This is a genomic window from Pseudoalteromonas sp. A41-2 (assembly GCF_015767615.1).
GTDB lineage: Bacteria > Pseudomonadota > Gammaproteobacteria > Enterobacterales > Alteromonadaceae > Pseudoalteromonas > Pseudoalteromonas lipolytica.
This window is the reverse complement of record NZ_CP065231.1, coordinates 502,341-524,294: the sequence shown is the minus strand read 5'-3', so window position 1 is coordinate 524,294 and position 21,954 is coordinate 502,341. Positions and strand designations below refer to the sequence as shown.

General features: G+C 41.0%; 22 protein-coding genes. 15 read left to right on the top strand and 7 right to left on the bottom strand.

Annotation, left to right across the window (positions count from 1 at the left end; all coding sequences use genetic code 11):
- Nucleotides 1-11: 11 nt before the first annotated feature.
- The 6 genes from IT970_RS02560 to queG all read left to right on the top strand — a co-directional run bounded on the left by IT970_RS02560 (nucleotide 12) and on the right by queG (nucleotide 6,510).
- On the top strand, nucleotides 12-830 hold the full coding sequence (locus IT970_RS02560) for a hypothetical protein (RefSeq protein WP_036971135.1): 819 nt from the start codon (nucleotides 12-14) through the stop codon (nucleotides 828-830).
- A complete protein-coding gene (locus tag IT970_RS02555; protein ID WP_231387307.1) occupies nucleotides 820-2,346 on the top strand; it encodes a polyamine aminopropyltransferase in 1,527 nt (508 codons plus the stop codon). Before IT970_RS02560 ends, IT970_RS02555 begins: the two co-directional genes overlap by 11 nt.
- Before the next feature lie 86 nt (nucleotides 2,347-2,432).
- Entirely contained in the window at nucleotides 2,433-3,299 is an 867-nt protein-coding gene (locus IT970_RS02550) for a DMT family transporter (RefSeq protein WP_118843983.1), read from the top strand.
- Nucleotides 3,296-3,994 (top strand): glycerophosphodiester phosphodiesterase, encoded by a 699-nt coding sequence (locus IT970_RS02545; RefSeq protein WP_065978148.1) that lies wholly within the window; start codon nucleotides 3,296-3,298, stop codon nucleotides 3,992-3,994. The genes IT970_RS02550 and IT970_RS02545 overlap by 4 nt, the downstream gene beginning before the upstream one ends.
- An 87-nt stretch (nucleotides 3,995-4,081) precedes the next feature.
- The gene (locus IT970_RS02540) at nucleotides 4,082-5,299 is read left to right on the top strand and encodes a methyl-accepting chemotaxis protein (RefSeq protein ID WP_074988893.1); all 1,218 of its coding nucleotides are present in this window, start codon (nucleotides 4,082-4,084) and stop codon (nucleotides 5,297-5,299) included.
- Nucleotides 5,300-5,358: 59 nt separating this feature from the next.
- Nucleotides 5,359-6,510, top strand: a complete 1,152-nt coding sequence (gene queG, locus IT970_RS02535) for a tRNA epoxyqueuosine(34) reductase QueG (protein ID WP_231387306.1) — start codon at nucleotides 5,359-5,361, stop codon at nucleotides 6,508-6,510.
- Nucleotides 6,511-6,545: 35 nt separating this feature from the next.
- Here queG and IT970_RS02530 read toward each other — a convergent pair whose 3' ends face one another.
- The 3 genes from IT970_RS02530 to IT970_RS02520 all read right to left on the bottom strand — a co-directional run bounded on the left by IT970_RS02530 (nucleotide 6,546) and on the right by IT970_RS02520 (nucleotide 10,266).
- Entirely contained in the window at nucleotides 6,546-7,673 is a 1,128-nt protein-coding gene (locus IT970_RS02530; RefSeq protein WP_036971147.1) for a response regulator, read from the bottom strand.
- Nucleotides 7,674-7,692: 19 nt separating this feature from the next.
- On the bottom strand, nucleotides 7,693-9,642 hold the full coding sequence (locus tag IT970_RS02525) for a hybrid sensor histidine kinase/response regulator (RefSeq protein ID WP_118843982.1): 1,950 nt from the start codon (nucleotides 9,640-9,642) through the stop codon (nucleotides 7,693-7,695).
- A 111-nt stretch (nucleotides 9,643-9,753) separates the two neighbouring features.
- Nucleotides 9,754-10,266 carry a GNAT family N-acetyltransferase gene (locus IT970_RS02520; RefSeq protein ID WP_036971153.1) on the bottom strand — a complete coding sequence of 171 codons (513 nt, stop codon included), beginning with the start codon at nucleotides 10,264-10,266 and terminating at the stop codon, nucleotides 9,754-9,756.
- 111 nt (nucleotides 10,267-10,377) lie between these two features.
- Here IT970_RS02520 and IT970_RS02515 point away from each other — a divergent pair, with 111 nt between their 5' ends.
- The 6 genes from IT970_RS02515 (at nucleotide 10,378) to IT970_RS02490 (ending at nucleotide 15,747) form a co-directional block, all read left to right on the top strand.
- Nucleotides 10,378-10,917, top strand: a complete 540-nt coding sequence (locus IT970_RS02515) for a glutathione peroxidase (RefSeq protein WP_371915649.1) — start codon at nucleotides 10,378-10,380, stop codon at nucleotides 10,915-10,917.
- 75 nt (nucleotides 10,918-10,992) lie between these two features.
- Entirely contained in the window at nucleotides 10,993-11,274 is a 282-nt protein-coding gene (locus IT970_RS02510; RefSeq protein ID WP_036971157.1) for a peptidylprolyl isomerase, read from the top strand.
- 60 nt (nucleotides 11,275-11,334) lie between these two features.
- Nucleotides 11,335-11,913 carry a glutathione S-transferase family protein gene (locus IT970_RS02505; RefSeq protein ID WP_118843981.1) on the top strand — a complete coding sequence of 193 codons (579 nt, stop codon included), beginning with the start codon at nucleotides 11,335-11,337 and terminating at the stop codon, nucleotides 11,911-11,913.
- A 17-nt stretch (nucleotides 11,914-11,930) separates the two neighbouring features.
- Nucleotides 11,931-12,281 (top strand): DUF2750 domain-containing protein, encoded by a 351-nt coding sequence (locus tag IT970_RS02500; protein WP_036971160.1) that lies wholly within the window; start codon nucleotides 11,931-11,933, stop codon nucleotides 12,279-12,281.
- A gap of 105 nt (nucleotides 12,282-12,386) precedes the next feature.
- Nucleotides 12,387-13,064, top strand: a complete 678-nt coding sequence (locus IT970_RS02495; protein ID WP_065978154.1) for a hypothetical protein — start codon at nucleotides 12,387-12,389, stop codon at nucleotides 13,062-13,064.
- 112 nt (nucleotides 13,065-13,176) lie between these two features.
- Nucleotides 13,177-15,747 (top strand): M1 family metallopeptidase, encoded by a 2,571-nt coding sequence (locus IT970_RS02490; protein ID WP_065978155.1) that lies wholly within the window; start codon nucleotides 13,177-13,179, stop codon nucleotides 15,745-15,747.
- A 164-nt stretch (nucleotides 15,748-15,911) separates the two neighbouring features.
- On the opposite strand, the gene IT970_RS02485 is transcribed toward IT970_RS02490, so the two are convergent.
- Nucleotides 15,912-16,277: a hypothetical protein gene (locus IT970_RS02485; protein WP_118843980.1), complete on the bottom strand. Its 366-nt coding sequence runs from the start codon at nucleotides 16,275-16,277 to the stop codon at nucleotides 15,912-15,914.
- A 64-nt stretch (nucleotides 16,278-16,341) separates the two neighbouring features.
- On the bottom strand, nucleotides 16,342-17,211 hold the full coding sequence (locus IT970_RS02480; protein ID WP_196857571.1) for a hypothetical protein: 870 nt from the start codon (nucleotides 17,209-17,211) through the stop codon (nucleotides 16,342-16,344).
- Between the two features lie 168 nt (nucleotides 17,212-17,379).
- On the opposite strand from IT970_RS02480, the gene IT970_RS02475 reads away from it, so the two are divergent.
- The 3 genes from IT970_RS02475 to yjjG are packed head-to-tail and all read left to right on the top strand — an operon-like array spanning nucleotide 17,380 to nucleotide 19,555.
- The gene (locus IT970_RS02475; protein ID WP_036971173.1) at nucleotides 17,380-18,279 is read left to right on the top strand and encodes a phosphoribulokinase; all 900 of its coding nucleotides are present in this window, start codon (nucleotides 17,380-17,382) and stop codon (nucleotides 18,277-18,279) included.
- A gap of 49 nt (nucleotides 18,280-18,328) precedes the next feature.
- Nucleotides 18,329-18,868: an inosine/xanthosine triphosphatase gene (gene yjjX / locus IT970_RS02470; RefSeq protein WP_065978158.1), complete on the top strand. Its 540-nt coding sequence runs from the start codon at nucleotides 18,329-18,331 to the stop codon at nucleotides 18,866-18,868.
- A gap of 12 nt (nucleotides 18,869-18,880) precedes the next feature.
- On the top strand, nucleotides 18,881-19,555 hold the full coding sequence (gene yjjG, locus IT970_RS02465; protein ID WP_075594461.1) for a pyrimidine 5'-nucleotidase: 675 nt from the start codon (nucleotides 18,881-18,883) through the stop codon (nucleotides 19,553-19,555).
- A gap of 114 nt (nucleotides 19,556-19,669) precedes the next feature.
- On the opposite strand, the gene lpxC is transcribed toward yjjG, so the two are convergent.
- Both lpxC and ftsZ read right to left on the bottom strand, forming a co-directional pair.
- Nucleotides 19,670-20,581 carry a UDP-3-O-acyl-N-acetylglucosamine deacetylase gene (lpxC, locus tag IT970_RS02460; RefSeq protein WP_036971181.1) on the bottom strand — a complete coding sequence of 304 codons (912 nt, stop codon included), beginning with the start codon at nucleotides 20,579-20,581 and terminating at the stop codon, nucleotides 19,670-19,672.
- 102 nt (nucleotides 20,582-20,683) lie between these two features.
- Nucleotides 20,684-21,934 carry a cell division protein FtsZ gene (gene ftsZ, locus IT970_RS02455; RefSeq protein ID WP_036971183.1) on the bottom strand — a complete coding sequence of 417 codons (1,251 nt, stop codon included), beginning with the start codon at nucleotides 21,932-21,934 and terminating at the stop codon, nucleotides 20,684-20,686.
- Between the last annotated feature and the right edge of the window lie 20 nt (nucleotides 21,935-21,954).

Here is a 21,954-nt window from a genome sequence, read left to right as displayed (position 1 = left end):
TTGGAGTAAGGATGAACATCTATAAGCTTTTTACTATCGCGTCGATTGCTTTTTTAAGCTGTTTTTTGATACGCGCAGACCTTCAAGAGCCTCTGCAAAATGGCCAATATGGCAACTTCAAAGAATATGATGGCCAAGATAAGCCCTATTTATTTAATGTTCCTGAAGATGGCCAAATGATGCGTTTCGAGATCAAAGGCCGCTTACCTTTGAACTCATGGAAAGCCATCGATATTGAAATTTTTGATCCTGAAGGTAATTACCTATTCAGTTATTCTGATGAACTATGGGCTGAAACGGGTCGAGATTCAGAAGGTAAATGGACCGAGTACCGAGAGAAAGTTCATCACGAGGTGCATTTTCCTAAGAAAGGCCAATACAGTGCTTATGTTAGTAGCAGTTTTGGCCCAAACACACGTGCAGAGCATTTTAGTTATTCGTTTCGCATCATTCCGATTAAAGGCAATAGCAACATATTATTACCCTTTATGTGGCTATCAGGAATAGTAGCGGGCATGTGCATTTTTGTGGTTCTACATCGCTTTGAAGCAGAGCGTGAAGGCTCTGATATTACATATAAGCCAATTAATAAATTAAACCCCGAAGCCATAAAAGCCATGGAAACCCGTGTCGCCGTTTGGCCTATCGTGCTGCTTTTTTTCACCCCCATTGGTCTTGCCTCTATGTATGCTTACAGCAAAAATGATGATGAACGTGATTGGCTTATGTACTCTCTTTATCACAGCAACATCACGGTAGATAAACAATTACGAGAACAGAGTATTGGCAGCCCAGGTTTTCGCTCTCGAGGCGGTTCTGGTGGAAAGTAAAACAATCCGTGAAAGCCATATTTTACTGTTTAGTATTTTTGTTGCGGGTCTGTGCTCTATTATTTATGAGCTATTAATTGCCACAACAGGGGCTTATTTTTTGGGTGACAGCATCACCCAATTTTCTCTCACTATCGGCGTTTATATGGCGGCGATGGGCATCGGGTCGTATTTTTCGCGCTTTGTCCCTGATAACCCCTTATTGGTGTATTTTATAGCCTTTGAACTAGTGCTCGCATTGTTAGGCGGGCTTAGTGTTCCCCTTCTCTACTTTGCTTACGCATACTCTTTGCCGTTACAGGCAATCAGTGTCATATTAACCACATTAATCGGGGTGTTAATTGGTTTAGAAATTCCGCTTTTAAGCCGTTTGATGGAAAAGCACTACGCGTTAAAAGCCAATCTTGCCAATGTATTATCAATAGACTACTTTGGCGCCCTACTGGCGACCTTGTTATTTCCTTTTCTATTTTTGCCGTGGTTAGGTGTATTTAAAACGTCACTTAGCTTTGGCTTAATGAATCTCAGTATTGCACTGTTATTACTGTGGTATTTTGTAGACCATATAAGCCGCAACCGACGGAAAATACTCAGACTAACGCTTGTATTAGTCAGCGCAGTATTAGGATTGAGTTTATATGCCAGTCAACAACTCACACATCATTGGCAGAGCCAAATTTATGATGATCGCGTGGTTCACTCAGCACAAACGCCCTATCAGCAAATCGTTCTAACGCGCCACAAAGATGACATTCGCCTCTATTTGAATGGCGGTTTACAATTTTCTTCGATAGATGAATACCGTTATCACGAAGCGCTTATTCACCCAGCGATGGTGAGGCACGGTAATGCAAAACGCATTTTAATTTTAGGGGGCGGTGATGGTCTTGCTGCCAGAGAGCTGCTTAAATACCCACAACTAGAATCCATTACTCTTGTTGATTTAGACCCTAGCGTCGCAGAGCTTGCTCGATCTAACTACAACCTTACAGAGCTTAATCAACACTCGCTCAGTAACCCTAAAGTCACGGTGGCTCATCAGGATGCATATGTATTTATAGAACAAGATAAAACGTTGTTTGATATTATTTTTATTGATTTGCCAGATCCTAAAGCAATCAATTTAGCTCGATTATATAGCCAACAATTTTACCAACGAGTAAAACGTCGCTTACCCGACAATGGAATCGTCGTAACGCAAGCTACCAGCCCGTTTTTCGCAAAACGCGCATTCTGGTCAATTAATAATACGATGAGTGCAGCAGGCTTTGCCCATACTTTGCCTTATCACTTGAACGTTCCTTCATTTGGTGAGTGGGGGTTTGTTATGGCATGTAAACTTCAATGTGCTAATCATCAAACACTCAATGTAGATACTCGTTACTATCGGCCAGAAAATGATGCACAGCTATTTATTTTTACGCCAGATATCAGTGCAAATAACGAAAAAGTCTCGACCCTCGATGAGCCCAATGTGCTGCACTATTATTTAAAAGGCTGGAAACACTGGAACTAAACCAATGGATTAGCCCATAGGATGGTTTACAAAGCAAAGGATTACCGTTAAAAAGAGAGTTAAGCATAATAATAACAAGGGTCGCAATGCAGGCGCACAAACAAAGTCTTATGTACTTACACATTGCAGTGTTGCTATTTGGTGGAACTGCGTTGTTTGCCAAGCTCATTAACTTAAGTGCATTAGACATTACCGTATACAGAACAGGTATTGCCGGTTGTGCCTTATTGATCTTACTTTATATCCAAAAAAAGGCGATTAAACTCCACTCTCGCCGTGATTATCTTATTGCTCTATTACTCGGGGTGACAGTCGGTATTCATTGGTTAACCTACTTTGCAGGAATGCAATTAGCCGGTATTGCTGTTGGCATGATTGCCTTTTTTACTTACCCCGTGATCACTGTATTTTTAGAGCCTCTTTTTCATGGTCGTAAACCGCAACTGAAAGATATTATTAGCGCTGTAGTGGTGATGTTCGGTATTTACTTACTCATCCCAGATGCAAGCCTTGGGAATGATGTTACGCTTGGCATTGCGACCGGTATTTTATCAGCCTTCTTTTTTGCTTTTAGAAATATTATTCATAAGCATTACTTTAGCCAATACGGTGGCCCACAGACCATGCTTTATCAAACGTGGATTGCCTGTATTATGCTGTGCGCCTTCCTTGAAGTACCGCCATTACAAGTTGATACAATTAATTGGCTGCTATTGATCACCGCTGGGGTTATTTTTACAGCAGCGCCGCATTCACTTTTTGCTGCAAGTTTACAACACTTATCAGCCTCAACGGCTGGATTAATTTCTTGCTTGCAACCGCTATACGGCACGTTTTTGGCTTTTTTAATTTTGCATGAGCAACCAACAATAAGCACAATTATGGGGGGCGTTTTGGTTATAAGCGCCGCTTTTTATGAAACATGGTCAGTGACTCGGAAACACACGCAATGATAAAAGTATTCGCTCACAGAGGTGCCAGTGGTACCTACCCAGAAAATACCAAAAGTGCCATATTAGCCGCTGTAGATTTGGCTGTTGACGGTATTGAAATCGACGTACAAAGCTGCCTTGATGATTATATGATTATTCATGACACATGGCTTGACCGGACCACATCAGGTCGCGGTAAAGTGAATGCCTGCAGCAAAGCCCAAATTCAACAGTTCGATGCAGGTAATGGCGAAATAGTGCCAACGCTACAGCAAGCGATTGATTGGGTTAATGATAAAACACTGCTCAATTTAGAACTCAAACATACCTTTTCACTTGATAAGTTTGTAGAGCTTATTGAATCAAACATTAGCACTGGAAAGTTATCAAGAGATAATCTTTTAGTCTCATCCTTTGATCATCATCAACTCATGTGGCTCAAGCAAAAGTTACCCTGGGTGAAGATTGGCGCGTTAACCGCATCAATTCCTATCAATTACAGTGAGTTTGCGCAAAAGCTGCATGCCTACAGCATTCATATTGATAAAAACTTTATAAACCATGAGTTTGTTGCCGATGCCAAACAACGTGGACTTAAAGTCTATGCGTATACGGTCGATAAGGTAGAAGATATCGAGTTAATGCTTGATTATGGCGTGGATGGAATTTTTACTAATTTCCCATGCCATACACAAATGACACTGCAGTCGCTGTGACTCAAAAAGAATAAGCTATACTGTGTCGAATAACGTGGAATTAAATAAGACTAAGAAACGCCCGACATGAATCAACATAACACCTCAATGAGTAGCTATATGCGCATTTATAATTTTATCGAACAAACTTTCTTTTACACCTTAACGCGTAAAATTGTCGGTAACTTGGGGTTTGTGTTTGCCTTTCAGGTCATTACTTTAATTTGGCTTTACAGTAGCTTATCTGAACAGCAAGCAAGCACAGGGCTATTCTGGCTCATGACACTCGTTATTGTTGGCAGTTTTATTTTCACACTTTTTTATATGCGTTTTTTAATTGTGCGGCCCGTACAGGCTATGCGCGATACTTTAGCGCAAATTAATCGTCATGATGCTGACTTATCGGCAAAACTCCCACACTTTACCTTTGATGAATTTCGCGATTTAAGCGAGCAATACAATACTTTTACATCTCACCTAAGCCAGCTACTGGCCACCACATACCAAAGTGCGCAAGCCAGTGCCGATAGTAGTTCAAAAATGACAGAATCGATGCAGCAAACAGCGAAGCTTAGCCATCAACAAATTACGTTTAGCCATACAATTACCGATGCAAGTAATCAAATTACGACAAGTTTAGAGCATATCTCTGCAAACACCGACAGTGTTCATACGGTTAACAGTGAGCATCTAAGTTTTGTACAACATTCAGCTGCGGAACTATCTACTCTGGTAAAAAAAGTGGCCATGATCAGCCAAATTCTTGGCAACTTTTCTGCGACCGTGTCGGGGTTAAAAGAAAACAGTGAAAATATTCGTGCTATTTTAAAAATGGTTGAAGAGTTTTCTGATCAAACAAATTTGTTAGCCTTAAATGCCGCCATTGAAGCTGCACGTGCTGGTGAAGCTGGCCGAGGGTTTGCGGTTGTTGCTGATGAAGTTAGAACTCTTTCTGTAAAAGTGAACGATGCAACCCGTCAAATTAGCGACTTTATTAATCAAATGAATAGCTTGGTAAACGAAACAAATAAAGAGTCTGAGTTATTAATTAGCCATTCAAGTGAAGCTGAAACAGCCATTAGCAATACCTCAGCAGGGTTTAGCAACATGCTGAGTGAGTTTGAGCAAAATCAACAGCAGCTACAACAGATTGTTAGTGCTGTTCATTTACTAGAACAAACACAAACTCAAACACACCAAAGTGTCGAGCAAATTGTGGCGTTAGGTGAGCAAGCGAAACAGCAAATAGATGAATCCCTTGCTGATTGTGAGCAATCACATTTACTTAGCCAACAAACCCAACAACAGCTAAAGCGGTTTGTTTAATGGGCGCTGAAACGCTTTTAATTCTAAGCTTTCTATAACTATGATAAAGTAGCCATTCCTTGGCTACTTTTTTATTCACCGTGACAACACCTATCGATTACCAGCAACTCGCGCAGCAAATTAAGCAATGGGGTAAAGACCTTGGTTTTGCAGAAGTCGGGATCACCGATATTGATCTCTCTCAGCACGAAGCCCAGCTTCAACGTTGGTTAGATTTGGGTTACCACGGCGACATGGAATACATGGCTGCGCATGGGATGAAACGTGCCCGTCCAGCAGAATTAGTACCGGGTACTCAGCGTGTTATCTCGGTTAAAATGAACTACCTTCCACCCGATGCCAGCTTTGCTAAAAACCTCAAGCAAACCGAAACAGCGTACATAAGTCGCTATGCGCTAGGTCGGGACTACCATAAGCTCATTCGTAATCGCCTCAAAAAATTAGGCCAAAAAATAGAACAACAAGTAGGTCAGCTAGGATTTCGCCCATTTGTGGACTCTGCGCCAGTCCTTGAACGGCAATTAGCAGAAAAAGCAGGGTTAGGCTGGCGTGGAAAACACAGCCTTCTGATAAATAAAGAAGCGGGTTCGTGGTTTTTCTTAGGCGAGTTATTTGTTGATATTCCACTGCCTATCGATAACGAAAATACCTTTGAAGGCTGTGGCAAGTGTGTGGCGTGTATGACTCTGTGCCCGACAGGTGCGATTGTTGAGCCGTATGTAGTCGATGCCCGTAAATGTATCTCTTATCTCACGATTGAGCTGCAAGGCCCTATTCCTGAAGAGTACCGTTCATTACTTGGTAACCGTGTGTATGGCTGTGATGACTGTCAACTCGTGTGTCCGTGGAATCGTTATGGACAAATAACCGATGAAGCCGACTTCCATCCTCGAACGCAATTAAAAGATCAAGACTTACTCACACTCTTTGCATGGGATGAAGCCACATTCCTAAAAAACACTGAAGGCAGCCCGATTCGTCGTATTGGCCATGAGCGCTGGCAAAGAAATCTAGCGGTTGGACTTGGTAATGCTGACTATAGCGACACAATTATTATCGCGCTTAAAAAGGCGCTTCAAAGTGCAACGCCACTGGTCGCAGAGCACATAGAGTGGGCGCTTTCACAACAACAGAACAAGCGTCAGCTTAAATTACGTAAAACCGCACGTTTGATTCGTATTGTTGAAAAAGGCTTACCACGAGATGCTTAAAGCGCGGCCAGTACCGCGCGTACTCAATGAGTGTGTCATTGCTTTAATAAGACCGATAAATCGTTTTCAATCTCTTTAAATGCGGCCTTTACTCCCTGCACTGACTCTTCACGTGCTACTGAGTTTTGAATGGTTTCATCGACTTTTTGATAAATAAAGATCTCTTGGTCTTCGTCTAATCCCATTGTGGGTATTCGTTGTTCCAAATCCTCTTGTAACTGTTTAAACACCGCTTCGTTATTAATACGATTGTCATTCAAAAGCTCTATGAGCCCCTTAAACTTACTGTGTACTTTAGACACTGCGTCATTCAGTTGCTGTTGCTGTTTAACCAGTTCTTTTTTTGTAATTATCGCTTTAAGCTGCTGCTCGGTCACACTCACTAAAAAGCAAATGTGGTCACGAATACGGCCATGTTTATCGGGATCTTGTTCTGGCATATTCAAAATGAGTAAGCTAATCATTTCATAATTTACTAAAATTCGACTCGAAAATTCATGTAAACGGCCTTTGTTTTTAAGCATTTCAAATAGCTCAACAACAATGGGCGAACAAACACCTGACACTGAAAAGTGCTCTAGACCCGATGCTAAGCGAAATTCAACATTACTTTGTAAGTCAAATGCGCTTAAACAATGAAGTAATGCTTTACCCAACTCTTTTTCATCATCAATTAAACCGATATGCTCGATATAATTAACAATTTGGCCCATTTCACTACTGTTAGCCATTGCATTAAAGGCTGTTGATGTGGCGTCTTCCACTTGTTGTTCAAGCATTTCTTTTTCGATCAGTACTTGGTTTAAGTGTTGTAGCTTGAGCTTTAATTCATCATGCCCAAAAGGTTTTACAATATAATCTTCAGCCCCTACAGAATACCCTTCCATACGCTCTTCAACCGTGCCTCTGGCCGACACAAACATAACGATTATTTTTTCTGTATTCGGGTTTTCTTTTAACTTTCGGCATACTTCATAACCACTCATTTGTGGCATGCTAACATCCAGCAAGATAACTTGTGGATCAAACGCTTCAACAACATCTAAACATTCTGGACCGCTGTTGACCATTTTCAGCTCAAAATCGAGTTCTTCGAGGATCTCTTCAATTATTTCTAAGTTAAATGGTTCATCATCGACGGCTAAAATTCGCTTCAAGGCCATGTCTAGTTCTTCCGTTTTGTTAATTAAGCTTCATAGTTTGCTCTTCAGTCGCTAAATGCTGAGGCAAATCTATATTCAAAGGTAATCGCACTAAAATTGTAGCGCCCCCATATTCGTTGTTATGTGCGGAGATAGTGCCTTGGTGTAAACTCACAAACTCCCGACAAATAGCTAACCCAAGGCCTGTGCCTCCTGCGCCACTATTGGTTTTGCTACTTTGTTCAAACTTGGCAAATACTTTTTCAAGTTCACACTCTGGAATACCAATACCACGGTCAACAACCGCTACTTCAGCGATGTTATTTTGCACTGATAACTGAATATCTATCTCGCTGAACGGTTCACTGAATTTCAGCGCGTTTCCTAATAAATTGCGCATAATTTGATTGATCTGTTCTTCATCACAATCCAGAACGATATCTTGCCCAGTTTCCAGTAGACGAATCATTATATTTCGCTCAAGTGCTGTGCCAGACACATCATCAATACTGGTTTTTATAATGTTGATCAGATTGTGTTTTTGAGGGTTAAATGGAAACTTGCCAACATCCAATTTAGATAAGTCGAGTAGGTTATTAAGCAGCGATAACAACCGCTCTCCACTTTGCTCTATCCGCGATAAATACTTGTTTAACTTATCTTTATTTAGATCGTCATTTGCAACTTTTTCAAGCCCAAAGCGTGCAAAACTTAAAATAGAATGCATGGGAGTTCTTAACTCATGAGACATATTAGCTAAAAACTCTGATTTACTCAGATTTGCGGCCTCGGCAACGTTTTTAGCATGCTCAAGTTGTGCAGTACGCGCTTTAACTTCTTCTTCTAGCATGTCTTTTGCTTCAAGCAGCAAGTCTTCTTTTTCTTTCAGGTGGGTAACATTTTTAAAGATAACCGCCAACGCAATTTCACCATGGTGATCTATTTCGTTAAACGAGCCTACCAGAGGAACCTCATTGCCGTTTTCTTTAAGCAGTCTTAAGTCACAGCTAAATTGACGATTTTTATTCAGGGTGCTTATTTTATCTTTAATACGGTTTATTGAAGGTGTATCAAAAAAGTCAAACACCGAGCAGTTTTCAAACTCTTTAAGCGGTTTTTCAAATAACAGTTCACAGGCATCATTGGTTTCAATAATTTTACCCGTGCGATCAAACAATATAATCGCATCGGGAGTGTGTTTAAAAATAACCCTTAACAGGCTGTCTTTTTCTATGAGGGCATCAACGGTATTTTGTAAACGCTCAACTAACTCTGCGTTGTGGCGTTTGAGTAGCTCCGTTTGCCATAATTTATGAACCGACTGTAATAGGCTATTATCATCAACGGGCTTAACCAGCACATCCTCTACCCCCTGACGAATAGCTTCAATCATCGAAACCTGTTCAGGCTTTGAGGTATACAGTAAACAACGGCTGTTAGGCTGCGTCCCTTTCAGCTTGTTAAACAACTCAAGTCCAGTGCCATCTTCAAAGGTAAAGTCGCTTATTAATAAATCAATGCTGTGTTGATTTATTATTTCAATAGCTGAAAGCTTACTCCCAGCTTTAAAGGTTTTAATGTGCGCGCCTTTTAAGTTTTGAGTAATTTTTTCTAATCGTTCTGGGAGATGGTCAACAACCAATACCGTGGGCAGCTTTAAGATGTTGTCACTACCCAGCTCTAACACCCCTTCCAATAAAGTGCTAATTTCTTTGTTTGCAAAAAATGGGTAAATAACCACTGAATTAGGCAGCAAGCGATTAATTTCACTGAAGTGCTCGAGTAAATCACTACGCTGTGCTTTGGGTGCAAGCAATAAAAAATTTTCTTGCGAAAACACCCCACTCAGTTTCTTTATAGTTTCTGTCGGCACACCATGAGAAGCCGCAACTAAATCAAATTCTTGAGTTAAAACAGTGTCATCTATCATCGAAAAGTGCAATAACTCGACTTTACAGCCAATGAGTTCCAATAACACTTTTACGCGCATTGCTAAAACACTATTACTATCGACAATTAATATTCTTCGCACAGTACACTAGGCTCAAATTAATGATAATTACCTAATTAGAGTAGTCGAAAAAAAACAAAGTCACTAAATTTACACTGCTTTTTTTATTACTTTAAGATCTAAGTGCTTACCTAAAATAACGAGGCTGTATGCTTTATCATCCATAATTGCAACTTCAGGCAGTTCTCCCCAAACCTGATAATCAAAACGATTAAACAGTTTAATGCTCGGCAGGTTATGACTAAAAATAAACGCTAGCAAAACTTTTATATTAAGCGTTTTGGCATGCTCCTCTGCAAACGAAAGCAACGTTTTACCTAACCCCTGCCCCTGAGCGTTTGAGGTAATATATATACTAATTTCGACTGTGCCATCATACGCTGGACGCCCATAAAAAGATTTATAGCTGAGCCATGCAAGTACTTTCGAGTTTTGCTCATACACAAAAATCGGCCTTTGTTCTGTATGGGCTGCGAACCATGCTTGTCGCTCAGCCACCGTTACCTCTTCGGTATCTGCGGTTACCATACGCCCAGGAATTGTTTCGTTATAAATAGCGACAATCTGTGTTAAGTCGTGTTCTGTTGCTGTTCGAATAGTCATAAATAACTGAAATTAAATGATCACTTTCTCGCATATTAGCGTATATTCATCACAAATAACTAGCAGGAAATCATTATGAATAAATATGCTTTGTTACTCTGTGCAAGCCTTATGTCTACTCATCTTGCAGCAGAATCTCCCCCGTCAATTCAAGACCCAGTCGCAGAAACTCAATGTGATGACTTTACCAATGTAACGCTGCGTAAATTACGCTCAAAAGAAAGTGTTAATCTTTGCGAATTTAAAGGTAAGCCATTGCTCATAGTGAATACCGCAAGTAACTGTGGATTTACGCCACAGTTTGAGGGTTTAGAAGCAATTCATAAAGAATACAAAGACCGTGGTCTCGTTGTTCTTGGTTTCCCTTCTGATGACTTTTTCCAAGAAGAAGATGACGAAAAAGACACCGCAAAAGTATGCTACATTAATTACGGTGTTACCTTTACCATGTTCGCTACCAGCGCGGTGCGTGGTAGTGACGCAAACCCAATTTTTAAGCACCTAAACGAAGCAACAAGTTCACCTAATTGGAACTTTTACAAATATATTGTTTCGGCAGACCGTAAAACGGTTGAGCGTTTTAACAGTAAAACCAAACCAGAATCAAAAGCTATGCGTGACGCGATTGAAGCGCAGTTAGCTGCAAAATAAATTTAACCTTTCGTTCAGCAAATTTTGAACTAAACTCATTATTTAATTTAGAAAAACACACAATGGGGAGTTATTATGGCAGTAGCCAGCGCAAGACATATACTCGTAGACAGTGAAGCACAATGTCTAGACCTTAAACAACAAATTGAACAAGGCGCAGACTTTGCAGAACTCGCGCGTACTCACTCAAATTGTCCTTCAGGCCAAGATGGCGGTGCGTTAGGTGAATTTGGTCCGGGCATGATGGTTCCAGAATTCGATAAAGTTGTTTTTTCAGCGCCAATAAATCAAGTGCAAGGGCCTGTGCAAACTCAATTTGGTTATCATCTACTTGAAGTAACTAGCCGAACAGACTAACTTCATAATGAATCGTTAAAAGCCGCTTTCGCGGCTTTTTTTTTGATAGGAAACTAATCTATGAAACTGCTTGGTTCAACAACTTCACCGTATGTCCGCCGGATACGAATGTGGGCACTGAACAATGATATTGCGCTTGAGTTTATTAATTTAGATATTTTTTCACAGCAAGATAGACACACTATGATTGCACACAATCCCGCTCGAAAAGTTCCGATATTAATTGATAATGGTTTTAGTGTATGCGATTCAAACTCAATTATTCGCTACTTATTAGAAAAATCAGATCAACCTTTATTGAGCTGGCAGCAAGAAAACCTTTTAACCATTATTAACGCCTGCAATGACTCGCTCGTTGAAATGCTACTGTGCCAGCGCTCAGGATTTGATACAAAAGACGATAAATTGTTCTTTAATTTACAAAATGAACGAATTGCTGAAACATTGCGCTATTTAAATAGTCATTTATCTGAGCCTGCATTTAAAAGCTGTGAATACCTCAACATCAGTTTATACTGCTTGCTAGATTGGATTTGCTTTCGTGAATTAACTGATTGGAGTCAACTCGAGAATTTAGCGGACTTTTATCAACAATTCTCAGCAAAAGCAGCTGTAAAACACACAGATCCACGAAATTAATGATAAGGGTTAAGCAAATGAGCGATATCGAAATAGAATCAGAATTAGTTAACTTTGTTGAAAAAGTACGTTTAAACGAGTCTATGTGGGCACTTGGTGCCGAAGATGGTGGTTTTGTTGTGTGTGAATCAAACCAATTTAGCGACACCGATGTGTTGTTGCTATGGGGCACAGAAGACGCTGCAAAAGCACAATGTAAAGACGAGTGGAATGACTATACACCGGTAGAAATTGGTTTAGACGAATTTTTAGATGAGTGGGTTGAAGACTTAAACGAGGATGATGCGCTCGTTGGTCTAAATTGGAACGACGACCAAGTATGCGTCGAAATAGAGCCTGTAGGTCTTGCTAAGGCCCTTTGCGACTAACTATATTGACAGCAAATGGTACTGTGGTTACAGAGTGCCATTTGCTGGAAACTTTACATTTCTCAGGTATACTCTTCAAGACATCTTTATTATCAAGGTATTAGGTTGAAGTCCCATCTCGGTCGTAGGCCCTTTTCGGCCATGGAGTTACATACCCTGTATACTGGTTACATCTTTAGTGATCAGCTTTTGCCCCGTGAACAAGCAAAACACTGGCATTTTTGGCTTCCTCTTTTTGCTTATTATACTGGCGCTTACAGTGATGAAATTGGCCATCTCACCCTTGATGATATTGTCACATTGTCAGATGTGCGTTGCTTTCACTTTCATACCCACGGCAAGATAAAGTCACGCTTTGTGCCGATTCATGATGCCTTATTCGCAGCAGGGCTTGACCCATACCTAGACTTTTTAAAAGCACAAGGGCATACCCGCTTAATGTTTGACTTACCCTCTAAGTCAGGACGTTACAGTGAAAAAGTCCGTATTTGGTTTTCTGGTGAAGGTGAACGAGCTGGTTATCTACAAAAATGTGCCATTCCCAATGTTGATCAACAAGGGATGAAAACGGCTATCAGCAGTTTAAGACTCAACTTTGAACAACAAGTGCGTATTCATGCAATACAAGCTAACAGTAAAGATGCGTTTAACTATTTAATGGGCTTTAAAGAGTTTTCAGGCTCTTTATTTAACGATATGTCGTTGCTTAACGGCATTCTACAAAATGTGAGGCAAATTAATCCACAGTTGCACTGGCAACGCTTCATTGAACGCCATCATTAAATTGACAAACTTTGTTACTAACTAATTATTACTGTTCAATTTAAAACCTGATAGCATGGAAGACAGCACTCAAAGTCAGTGCCTTTCTAACAACAAAAAATCAGGGATACTTATGTTCTTAAAAAGCCTATTAACTGTGAGTGTTGCACTTGCGGTTAGCTCAGCCCATGCCAATGAATATGTAATAGAAAAACTAGCAAAACCTAGCTCACAACAGGTAGAGCTGACACTTGATCCTGCTAAAGACACTTTTTCTGGCCACACTGAAATTGCCATCGAAGTACTCAAAGCAACGAACTATATTGAATTAAACGGTATTGATTACGCGGTCAGTATGGCAAAAATTCTAGGTGACGAAAATTGTGACCTAAGTGCAGACATGCTGAAAACAGGCAAAGTAAAATTTTCGTGTGATGAAAAAATCCAACCTGGAAAGTATACGCTAACGGTTGATTTTACTGCGCCTTATAACCGCCAAAGTGTGGGCTTATATAAAACGCTTGATCAAGGTACTCCCTATTTATTTACTCAATTTGAAATGAGTGATGCACGCCGTGCCTTCCCTGTTTTTGACGAACCGAGTTATAAAATTCCATTTCAGTTAACGATTACTGCACCGACAACACAAAAAGTGTATGCCAACACGCCGGTATTAAAAACCACGGTCAATGGCGATATGACAACACACTATTTTGATAAAACGCCTCCTATTCCCTCTTATCTTGTAGCAATGGCGGTCGGTCCTTTTGAAGAGCTAGAAATTAAAGGCATGCCAATTCCTGGCAGAGTATTAACGCCACAAGGTAAGATTCATCTTGCGGATTACGCCAAAGAAAATATGCCTCGCGTTCTCAAAGCACTGGAAGATTACTTTGGTATCCCTTACGTTTATAAAAAATTAGACTCGGTTGCAGTGCCTGAGTTTCCATTCGGTGCAATGGAAAATGCTGGTCTTGTAACTTATCGTGAAGACATTCTATTAGTTGACTTAGCGACCGCGACTCGTAGTAAAAAAGAACGTAATGTATCAATCATTGCACACGAACTTGCACACCAATGGTACGGTAACCTTGTTACCATGAAGTGGTGGAATGATTTATGGCTAAATGAAGCGTTTGCAAGCTGGATGGCGGCAAAAATTACGGCACAAATTAACCCTGAATTTGAATCACACTTAAATTTACCGCAAAACTATGTGATGGCATTAGATGCACGCTTAAGCACGAAACCCATTCGTAAACCGATTAAAACTGAAGCTGATATCATGGATGGCCTTGGCCTTGCTTACAGTAAAGGGAGCGCGGTACTGTCTATGGTTGAAAACTGGATAGGCGAAGATGCTTTCCAGCAAGGTATTCAAGCCTACTTGAAAAAATTCTCGTATAAAAATGCTGAAGCAGCTGACCTGTGGCAAGCATTAGGTGAAGCTTCAAATAAAGATGTGGCGAGTGTATTAAAGTCATTTATTGAGCAATCTTCTTTTCCACTTATCAAAGTAACCCAAGACGGTAAGAAAATTACCATCAGCCAGAGCCGTTTTGTGAATGCAGGTGTTGAAGCCCCTGCTCAACTGTGGAACGTGCCTGTTGCTATAAAATATGGTGCAGGTGACAAAGTAAAAACAGCTAACTTGCTGCTAAACAAAGAAACACAACAGCTAACACTTGATTTTGAACCTGAGTGGATTTACCCAGATCAAGGAGCTATGGGCTATTACCGTTGGTTACTAGACGATGCGCAGTTTAATGCCCTGCTAGATAACGCAGCTGACAAATTAACAGTCCGTGAGCGTTTGGCACTCCTTTCTGCCGCTGACTCTTTACTTGATGCCGGTGTTATTTCTGCTGCCCGCTTAATGCAAACCCTAGAAACATTTGTGAGCGATGCACACCCACTTGTAGCGAATACAGCATTGGGTTACTTAGCTTCGCAAAAACGTGTTTTTGAAGACGATAGCAACCGCGACTTATGGCCTAAGTTTATCCGTAAGAGCATTGCTCCTGCCGCGAAGCAATATGGCTTAACAGCCAAAGCTGATGAAGATGCTGCAGTATCTCAGCTACGAGCACAAGTGATCAGCCGACTAGGTTTTGATGGTGAAGATCGCAAAGTCATTGATACGGCTAAAGCACAAGCCGCACTTTACTTAAACAATCCTGAAAATGTTGACCCATATTTAGCATCAACCTACTTAAACCTTGCAGCTTATCATGGTGATGAAAAACTACTCGCGAAGTACAAAGAAACGTTCAAAACCACAAAAGATCCGCAAGTACGCACAAAAATGCTTGCTGCAATGGGTTATTTTGGTAAACCAGAGCTACAAAAAGCAGTCCTTGAGTACAGCCTAACTGATGAAGTAACGGCCTCAGATATGCGTACTTTATTAGGGGGTCTAAGTTATGGTAAAGAACGCCAAGCGTTGTTCATTGATTGGATTTATAACAACTACGATGCCATCACTAAAAACTTACCGCCATTTTTTGTACCGAACTTACCGTTTTTCACAACGGCAAGTTGTGATGCTCAAAGCTTAGCCACAACAAAAACCTTCTTCACTGATAAAATCTCTGAAGTACCAGGGTATGAGCGCTCACTCAGCAAGCTTGAAGAAAGCGTCAATGACTGCCTTTCGCTTAAAAAGCGCGAGCTGGCCTCGGTGAATAGTTTTCTTAAACGTTAACAGCACAATGTGAAAAAGGGTCACATTGTGACCCTTTTTTATTACCATAACTCTTAACGAGTCCGCACTTATAGCCGTGTCTGTCATTAACTTATAATGCAATTAACCAACTGCATTCATTAAAATAGCGACACTATTATTGCGTTAAAATTATTGTGTTAAAATTATTGCGCTAAAATTTTATTAAATTGCTTAATAAACTGTTCTGCCGCTAACACTGAAGTAACTTTAAATGCGAGCCCATAATGAATAGGCTGGGCACTTTTATAAATACGTGTAGGAAAACGTGTCATTTCACTGCTATGGAAATAATCTTTAATGCGAGAGATGCCGTCCAATGCTTCAAAGTCGTCACTAAACACCTCAAAAACAGGCCTAATGACTAATTTAGCCTGCCCGCTTTGTTCATGCACATAAAATGCTTCTTTGGAATTAGCGGGCATAAACTCATTAATATTTTTTATTTTAAAGTTACTACGACAGCCAATTTTTATCAGTTGTTCAGTAAGTTGTTCTGCAGAGAAAGACAAATGCGCGCCTATTTTAAAACGAGAAGTAGTAGCCACATTACAGTAATCCCTTAAAAAGCGTTACTTATTTATCACAAACAAAGGCAAGTTTCTTATTATGGTAACTCAAACGTGTTATCTTGGTTTCACAATAAGACGTTAAATCTAACCATTGAGAAACCGGCTCTGGATTCATTAAATCTCGCTTATAAACGCGATTATTAATCGCATAAATAACCGTCTGCTCATCGAACAAGGTGAAATCTTGTAATTGTGCCGGTAGACGTAAAATATCTGTTACTTGGTCAAATTGGGGTGTAAAACGCGCCAGCCAATGTTGCTTATCTTTGTGGTAGCTAAATAAGTAGCTATTCGTTTGCGCATCAAAAAGTAAGGTTCGGCCAATAGCATTCGCAACGACCTTCGGTTTAGCAGCTGCAACCGTGGTATATTGTAAGGTATGTGGTTCGCCCAAAATAAACATAACAAGGTCGTTGTCGGCGCCCCATGCATGGTAACCTACAGGCTCAATCCACTCGAAGATACGCGCAGCAGATTGTTCACCCTGCAACGGATATTGCCAGAGCTTTTGCTTACCATCTTCTTCCACAACGATGGCTGACAACGCCTGCTTGTTAGGCATTAATGTGGGTGAATATTCGCTAACAGCAGAGTGCGTTAAATTTGTTGCTTGCTGAGTTGTAAAATTATAGAAATATAAATCTGTTTGCGATTGTCCATCATCGCCAAGCACCTCATGCGTGTAATAAAGCCCCTCATCAATTAAGAACGGTTGGTTATTGTAACTTTTATTATCCGTAATTCTTGTTACCTTCATACCATAAGGGGTCTCAAGATCAGCCAGTAACACTTCGCTTTTAGGCATAGCTGCGTCCGCTTGGCTGCTTAAAAACGTTCCAAATGCGCCAAAAAGGAAAGAGGTAAGTAATCTCATTATGTTCTCTCGTTTTAATTTTTATTGGCTCATGATAGCGTTATTTAATCAGGCAGTCACTTGACCTTACTATGCTCGACCTTTATAACTAGGACGTGTTCGTTTTTTATCAGTTTTTCTGATTGGTAAAAGTAACACTGCACGGCTTAACAAATAACGAGAACAACTATGTCAGCTAAACACCCTATCATCGCAATTACCGGCTCATCTGGCGCTGGCACCACCACCACCACCAATGCCATTAAGCATATTTTTAGAAGCTTAAATATAGATGCGGCCTTTATTGAAGGCGATAGCTTTCATCGTTATACACGACCAGAAATGGATAAAAAAGTGCGAGAAGCACAGCAAGAAGGCAAACATATCAGTTATTTTGGTCGTGAAGCGAATGACTTTGGTGCGCTTGAGCAACTGTTTTATCAATACGGCGAAACAGGCCAAGGTAAAATCAGACGTTACTTACATACCTTTGATGAAGCCGTTCCTTATAATCAGCTACCGGGGACTTTTACACCGTGGCAAGACTTAGAATCGAATACAGATATACTCTTTTATGAAGGCTTACACGGCGGTGCAGTAGACCAAGATCACGATGTTGCAAAGCATGTTGATTTATTGATTGGTATGGTGCCAATTATCAACCTTGAGTGGATCCAAAAACTAATCCGCGACACCTCAGAGCGAGGCCACACGCGTGAAGCGGTAATGGGGTCTATTATTCGTAGTATGGATGACTATATAAACCAAATCACCCCTCAGTTTTCTCGTACTCACATCAATTTCCAGCGCGTACCGACTGTAGACACTTCAAACCCATTTAGTGCAAAAGATATTCCCTCGCTTGATGAAAGCTTTGTGGTTATTCGCTTTAGAGGTATTGAAGATGTGGACTTCCCCTATTACTTACGCATGATAGAAGGCAGCTTTATGTCACGTATCAATACGCTAGTAGTGCCTGGAGGAAAAATGGGCTTAGCCATGGAGCTGGTACTAACACCACTCATTAAAGATATTATTCTAAAAAAACGTGCCCTTGAAAATTTAGCCCCCGTTGACTTGCCGATTTAAATGACTCGGGTACACTGCTGACTCAGCCTGGAATGACGGAGTAGTCAGCTTGAAAACGACATTAAATGTAATTGTGGGATCTAAAAACCCTGTAAAAGTGAATGCTGCTAAACATATTTTTAGCCTTTACTTTCCTGAGCACACCATTCAGTGCCAAGGTGTTCACGCACCATCTGGCGTCCCCGACCAACCTTTAGGTGAAGATGAAACCCGCATAGGGGCAGAAAATCGCGTAAAATACTGCCAAGCGCATTACGAAGCCGATTTCTACACAGCAATGGAAGGTGGCGCAGAGCAATTTAGTTACGGCGCAGCAACGTTTGCATTCGTCGTTATTGCCAATAGCGAACAATTCAGTGTCGGCCGCAGCAGCAACTTACCTTTACCACCTCCTTTCTTCAAGGCATTACTTGCGGGTAAAGAGTTGGGCGATGTGATGGATGAAGCTTTCAATACCGTCAATATCAAACAGCAAGGTGGTGCAATTGGCTTATTAACCAATCACAATGCAACACGCGAAAGCACCTATATACAAGCGCTTACATTGGCTATGGCACCGTTTTTACACCCTACACTTTATAACCAATAAACTTGGAATATCATGAAGTATACACATGTTTTATTTGATGCCGATGAAACCCTGTTTAGTTTTAACGCATTTGCAGGTCTTAAAGTAATGTTCGCCAATTACGGCGTAGACTTTACAGAGACAGATTATCATGACTATCAATTAACCAATAAACCACTATGGGTTGCCTATCAAAAGCATGAAATTACTGCCAATGAGCTACAGATAACCCGTTTTACCGAATGGGCAAACAAACTCAATGTGCCCGCTCAAACGCTTAATGATGCCTTTTTAGAAGCGATGGCATCTATTTGTGTGCCATTGCCCGGTGCCGTTGAGCTACTCAATAAGCTAAAGCCTCACGCAAGATTGGGTATCATTACCAATGGTTTTGCCAAACTTCAGCAAAAGCGCCTAGAGCATACAGGACTGCAAGACATGTTTGATTGGCTGGTGATTTCTGAGCTAGTGGGTAAAGCCAAACCCGCACCCGAGATTTTTCAACACACTTTTCAGTTAATGGGTAATCCACCGAAAGAACAGATTTTAATGGTGGGTGACACCGCAGCCAGTGACATTCTCGGTGGCCATAATGTTGGCATTGATACCTGCTGGCTTCAGCACCCTGGCGTTGAGTTACCTGAAGGGATTACACCCACCTACCAAATAAATCAGTTATGTGAACTGGAAGCTATTCTTGGTTTATAGCAACTCAAAATGATTAAGTATTTTTGCGGATTGGTAATACAAGTTATGCTTATCGTAAAGCAAAAAAAATGACGCTTTAAAGCGTCATTTTTTATAACTGTAATATGCGTGCGATTAAGCTGTTGCTACTTCAAGGCCTGGTGCTGGCATCGTCACTGGCGTATCGAATGTTGCCCATTCCCATGCTGACTCAGTTGCCATAATTTTACGAAGTAACTTATTGTTTAAATCATGGCCTGACTTATAAGCCGTGATTTTACCTAGAATGTTATGGCCCGTCATAAACATGTCGCCCACACAGTCTAAGATTTTGTGTTTAACAAACTCATCGCTGTAACGTAAGCCGTTTGGATTCAATACTTTAAATTCATCCAAAACAACTGCGTTATCCATGCTACCACCTAAGGCTAGGTTGTTTGCATGCATATATTCAATGTCTTTCATAAAGCCAAAAGTACGCGCACGGCTGATTTCTTCAGTGAAGCTTTGTGCCGTAATATCTAAACCAATACGTTGGCGACTTTCATTGATAGCAGGATGATCAAATGCGATCTCGAAATCGATGTGAAAACCATCGTATGGTTCGATCTCAGCCCATTTATCACCTTCTTCAATACGTACTTTTTCTTTAATACGAATAAAGCGCTTAGCTGCATTTACTTCTTTAATGCCGCCTTTTTGTAACAAGTAAATGAATGGTAATGCACTACCATCCATAATAGGCACTTCTGAGCTGTCTAATTCAACAATTAGATTATCAATACCCATTGCCGCTACCGCAGCAATTAGGTGCTCAGTCGTTGATAAGCGAACACCATCTTTGTTTGTTAAACAGGTACACAATTGCGTATCACCAACGGCTTCAGGTGTTGTTTCAAAATCAACAACCGGATCAAGGTCCACACGACGAAATACTATCCCAGTATTTGCGCTCGCAGGTCGGAGAGTAATAGTGACCTTCTCACCTTTATGAAGTCCAATTCCTATGGCTTTGACTACTTCTGCAATCGTACGCTGTTTAATCATAGGTTCGCTCACTTATAGTTACAGTTAGACGGCGGATTGTATCATAAATACATCCAGCTGCCAAATTTGTTTATTTATCGAACAAATTATCAGTAGAAAGTCTTAGTCAGCTTGCTTTCTTAAGAAAGCGGGGATGTCAAAATAATCGCCACCCTCTGATTTATCAGACTTTTTATTGCTCTCAGCTGTCTTTGACGAGACAGAGCTGCTTGTTGTGCTTTGCTTTACAGGCTCTTGCTTTTCAGATGTAGCTGACATGCTCACATCATCACTGCTGCCTTGACTTGCAAAGCTTGGTACATACATGCTGCTAGTCGTTTGGTTCATTGAGCTTTGTACATCAGAGCCTGATGCTTTCTTAAAGCCATTATCAACGATGCCAAACTGTGGACGACGATCGCCCCCTAAACCTGTTGCAACAACAGTTACACGTAACTCGTCGCTCATTTCTGGGTCAATTACCGCACCAACAACCACGGTTGCATTTTCAGACGCTAATGCTTTAACGTGGTTACCCACAATTTCAAATTCTTCAATCGCAATATCCATGCCCGCAGTGATATTAACAAGAATGCCTTTAGCACCTGTTAAATCAACATCTTCAAGTAATGGACTTGAAATAGCGGCTTCTGCTGCTTCTTGTGCACGGTCTGGGCCAGATGCTGACGCTGTGCCCATCATCGCAGTTCCCATCGCTGACATTACAGTACGTACGTCGGCGAAATCCACGTTGATTAGACCTGAGCGTGTGATTAATTCTGCAATGCCTTGAACAGCACCAAATAACACGTCATTTGCTTTTGCGAAGGCATCTAATAGTGTAGTCCCTTTGCCTAAAACTTTAAGCAATTTATTGTTCGGAATTGTAATAAGAGAGTCTACAATTTCTGACAATTCATTAATGCCTTGTTCAGCCGCTGCAGCACGCTTTTTACCTTCAAAATCAAACGGACGAGTAACCACTGCAACCGTTAAGATCCCTAACTCTTTTGCAATTTTTGCAACCACAGGCGCAGCCCCCGTACCTGTACCGCCACCCATACCGGCTGCGATAAAGACCATGTCAGCGCCTTCAAGGCTAGCACGGATAGTTTCAGCGTCTTCTTCTGCTGAATTACGGCCTACTTCAGGGTTTGCACCCGCACCTAAACCAGAGGTGATCTGTGTACCTAGTTGCACGGTTACATCGGCAGATGAATTACGTAATGCTTGTGCATCCGTATTTGCCGCAATAAAACGTACACCTTCAATTTGTTGTTTTACCATGTGTTCAACAGCGTTACCGCCGCCGCCGCCCACACCAATTACTTTAATGACAGCTTCTTCGCTGTGCTGTTCCATCATATCAAACATCTTTACTCTCCGACTTGAGC

Coding starts and splice junctions, on each gene's coding strand:
- IT970_RS02560 (WP_036971135.1), top strand. CDS start 12: ATGAACATCTATAAGCTTTTTACTATCGCGTCGATTGCTTTTTTAAGC.
- IT970_RS02550 (WP_118843983.1), top strand. CDS start 2,433: ATGCAGGCGCACAAACAAAGTCTTATGTACTTACACATTGCAGTGTTG.
- IT970_RS02545 (WP_065978148.1), top strand. CDS start 3,296: ATGATAAAAGTATTCGCTCACAGAGGTGCCAGTGGTACCTACCCAGAA.
- IT970_RS02540 (WP_074988893.1), top strand. CDS start 4,082: ATGAGTAGCTATATGCGCATTTATAATTTTATCGAACAAACTTTCTTT.
- IT970_RS02530 (WP_036971147.1), bottom strand. CDS start 7,673: ATGGCCTTGAAGCGAATTTTAGCCGTCGATGATGAACCATTTAACTTA.
- IT970_RS02525 (WP_118843982.1), bottom strand. CDS start 9,642: ATGCGCGTAAAAGTGTTATTGGAACTCATTGGCTGTAAAGTCGAGTTA.
- IT970_RS02520 (WP_036971153.1), bottom strand. CDS start 10,266: ATGACTATTCGAACAGCAACAGAACACGACTTAACACAGATTGTCGCT.
- IT970_RS02515 (WP_371915649.1), top strand. CDS start 10,378: ATGTCTACTCATCTTGCAGCAGAATCTCCCCCGTCAATTCAAGACCCA.
- IT970_RS02510 (WP_036971157.1), top strand. CDS start 10,993: ATGGCAGTAGCCAGCGCAAGACATATACTCGTAGACAGTGAAGCACAA.
- IT970_RS02505 (WP_118843981.1), top strand. CDS start 11,335: ATGAAACTGCTTGGTTCAACAACTTCACCGTATGTCCGCCGGATACGA.
- IT970_RS02500 (WP_036971160.1), top strand. CDS start 11,931: ATGAGCGATATCGAAATAGAATCAGAATTAGTTAACTTTGTTGAAAAA.
- IT970_RS02490 (WP_065978155.1), top strand. CDS start 13,177: ATGTTCTTAAAAAGCCTATTAACTGTGAGTGTTGCACTTGCGGTTAGC.
- IT970_RS02480 (WP_196857571.1), bottom strand. CDS start 17,211: ATGAGATTACTTACCTCTTTCCTTTTTGGCGCATTTGGAACGTTTTTA.
- IT970_RS02475 (WP_036971173.1), top strand. CDS start 17,380: ATGTCAGCTAAACACCCTATCATCGCAATTACCGGCTCATCTGGCGCT.
- yjjG (WP_075594461.1), top strand. CDS start 18,881: ATGAAGTATACACATGTTTTATTTGATGCCGATGAAACCCTGTTTAGT.
- lpxC (WP_036971181.1), bottom strand. CDS start 20,581: ATGATTAAACAGCGTACGATTGCAGAAGTAGTCAAAGCCATAGGAATT.
- ftsZ (WP_036971183.1), bottom strand. CDS start 21,934: ATGTTTGATATGATGGAACAGCACAGCGAAGAAGCTGTCATTAAAGTA.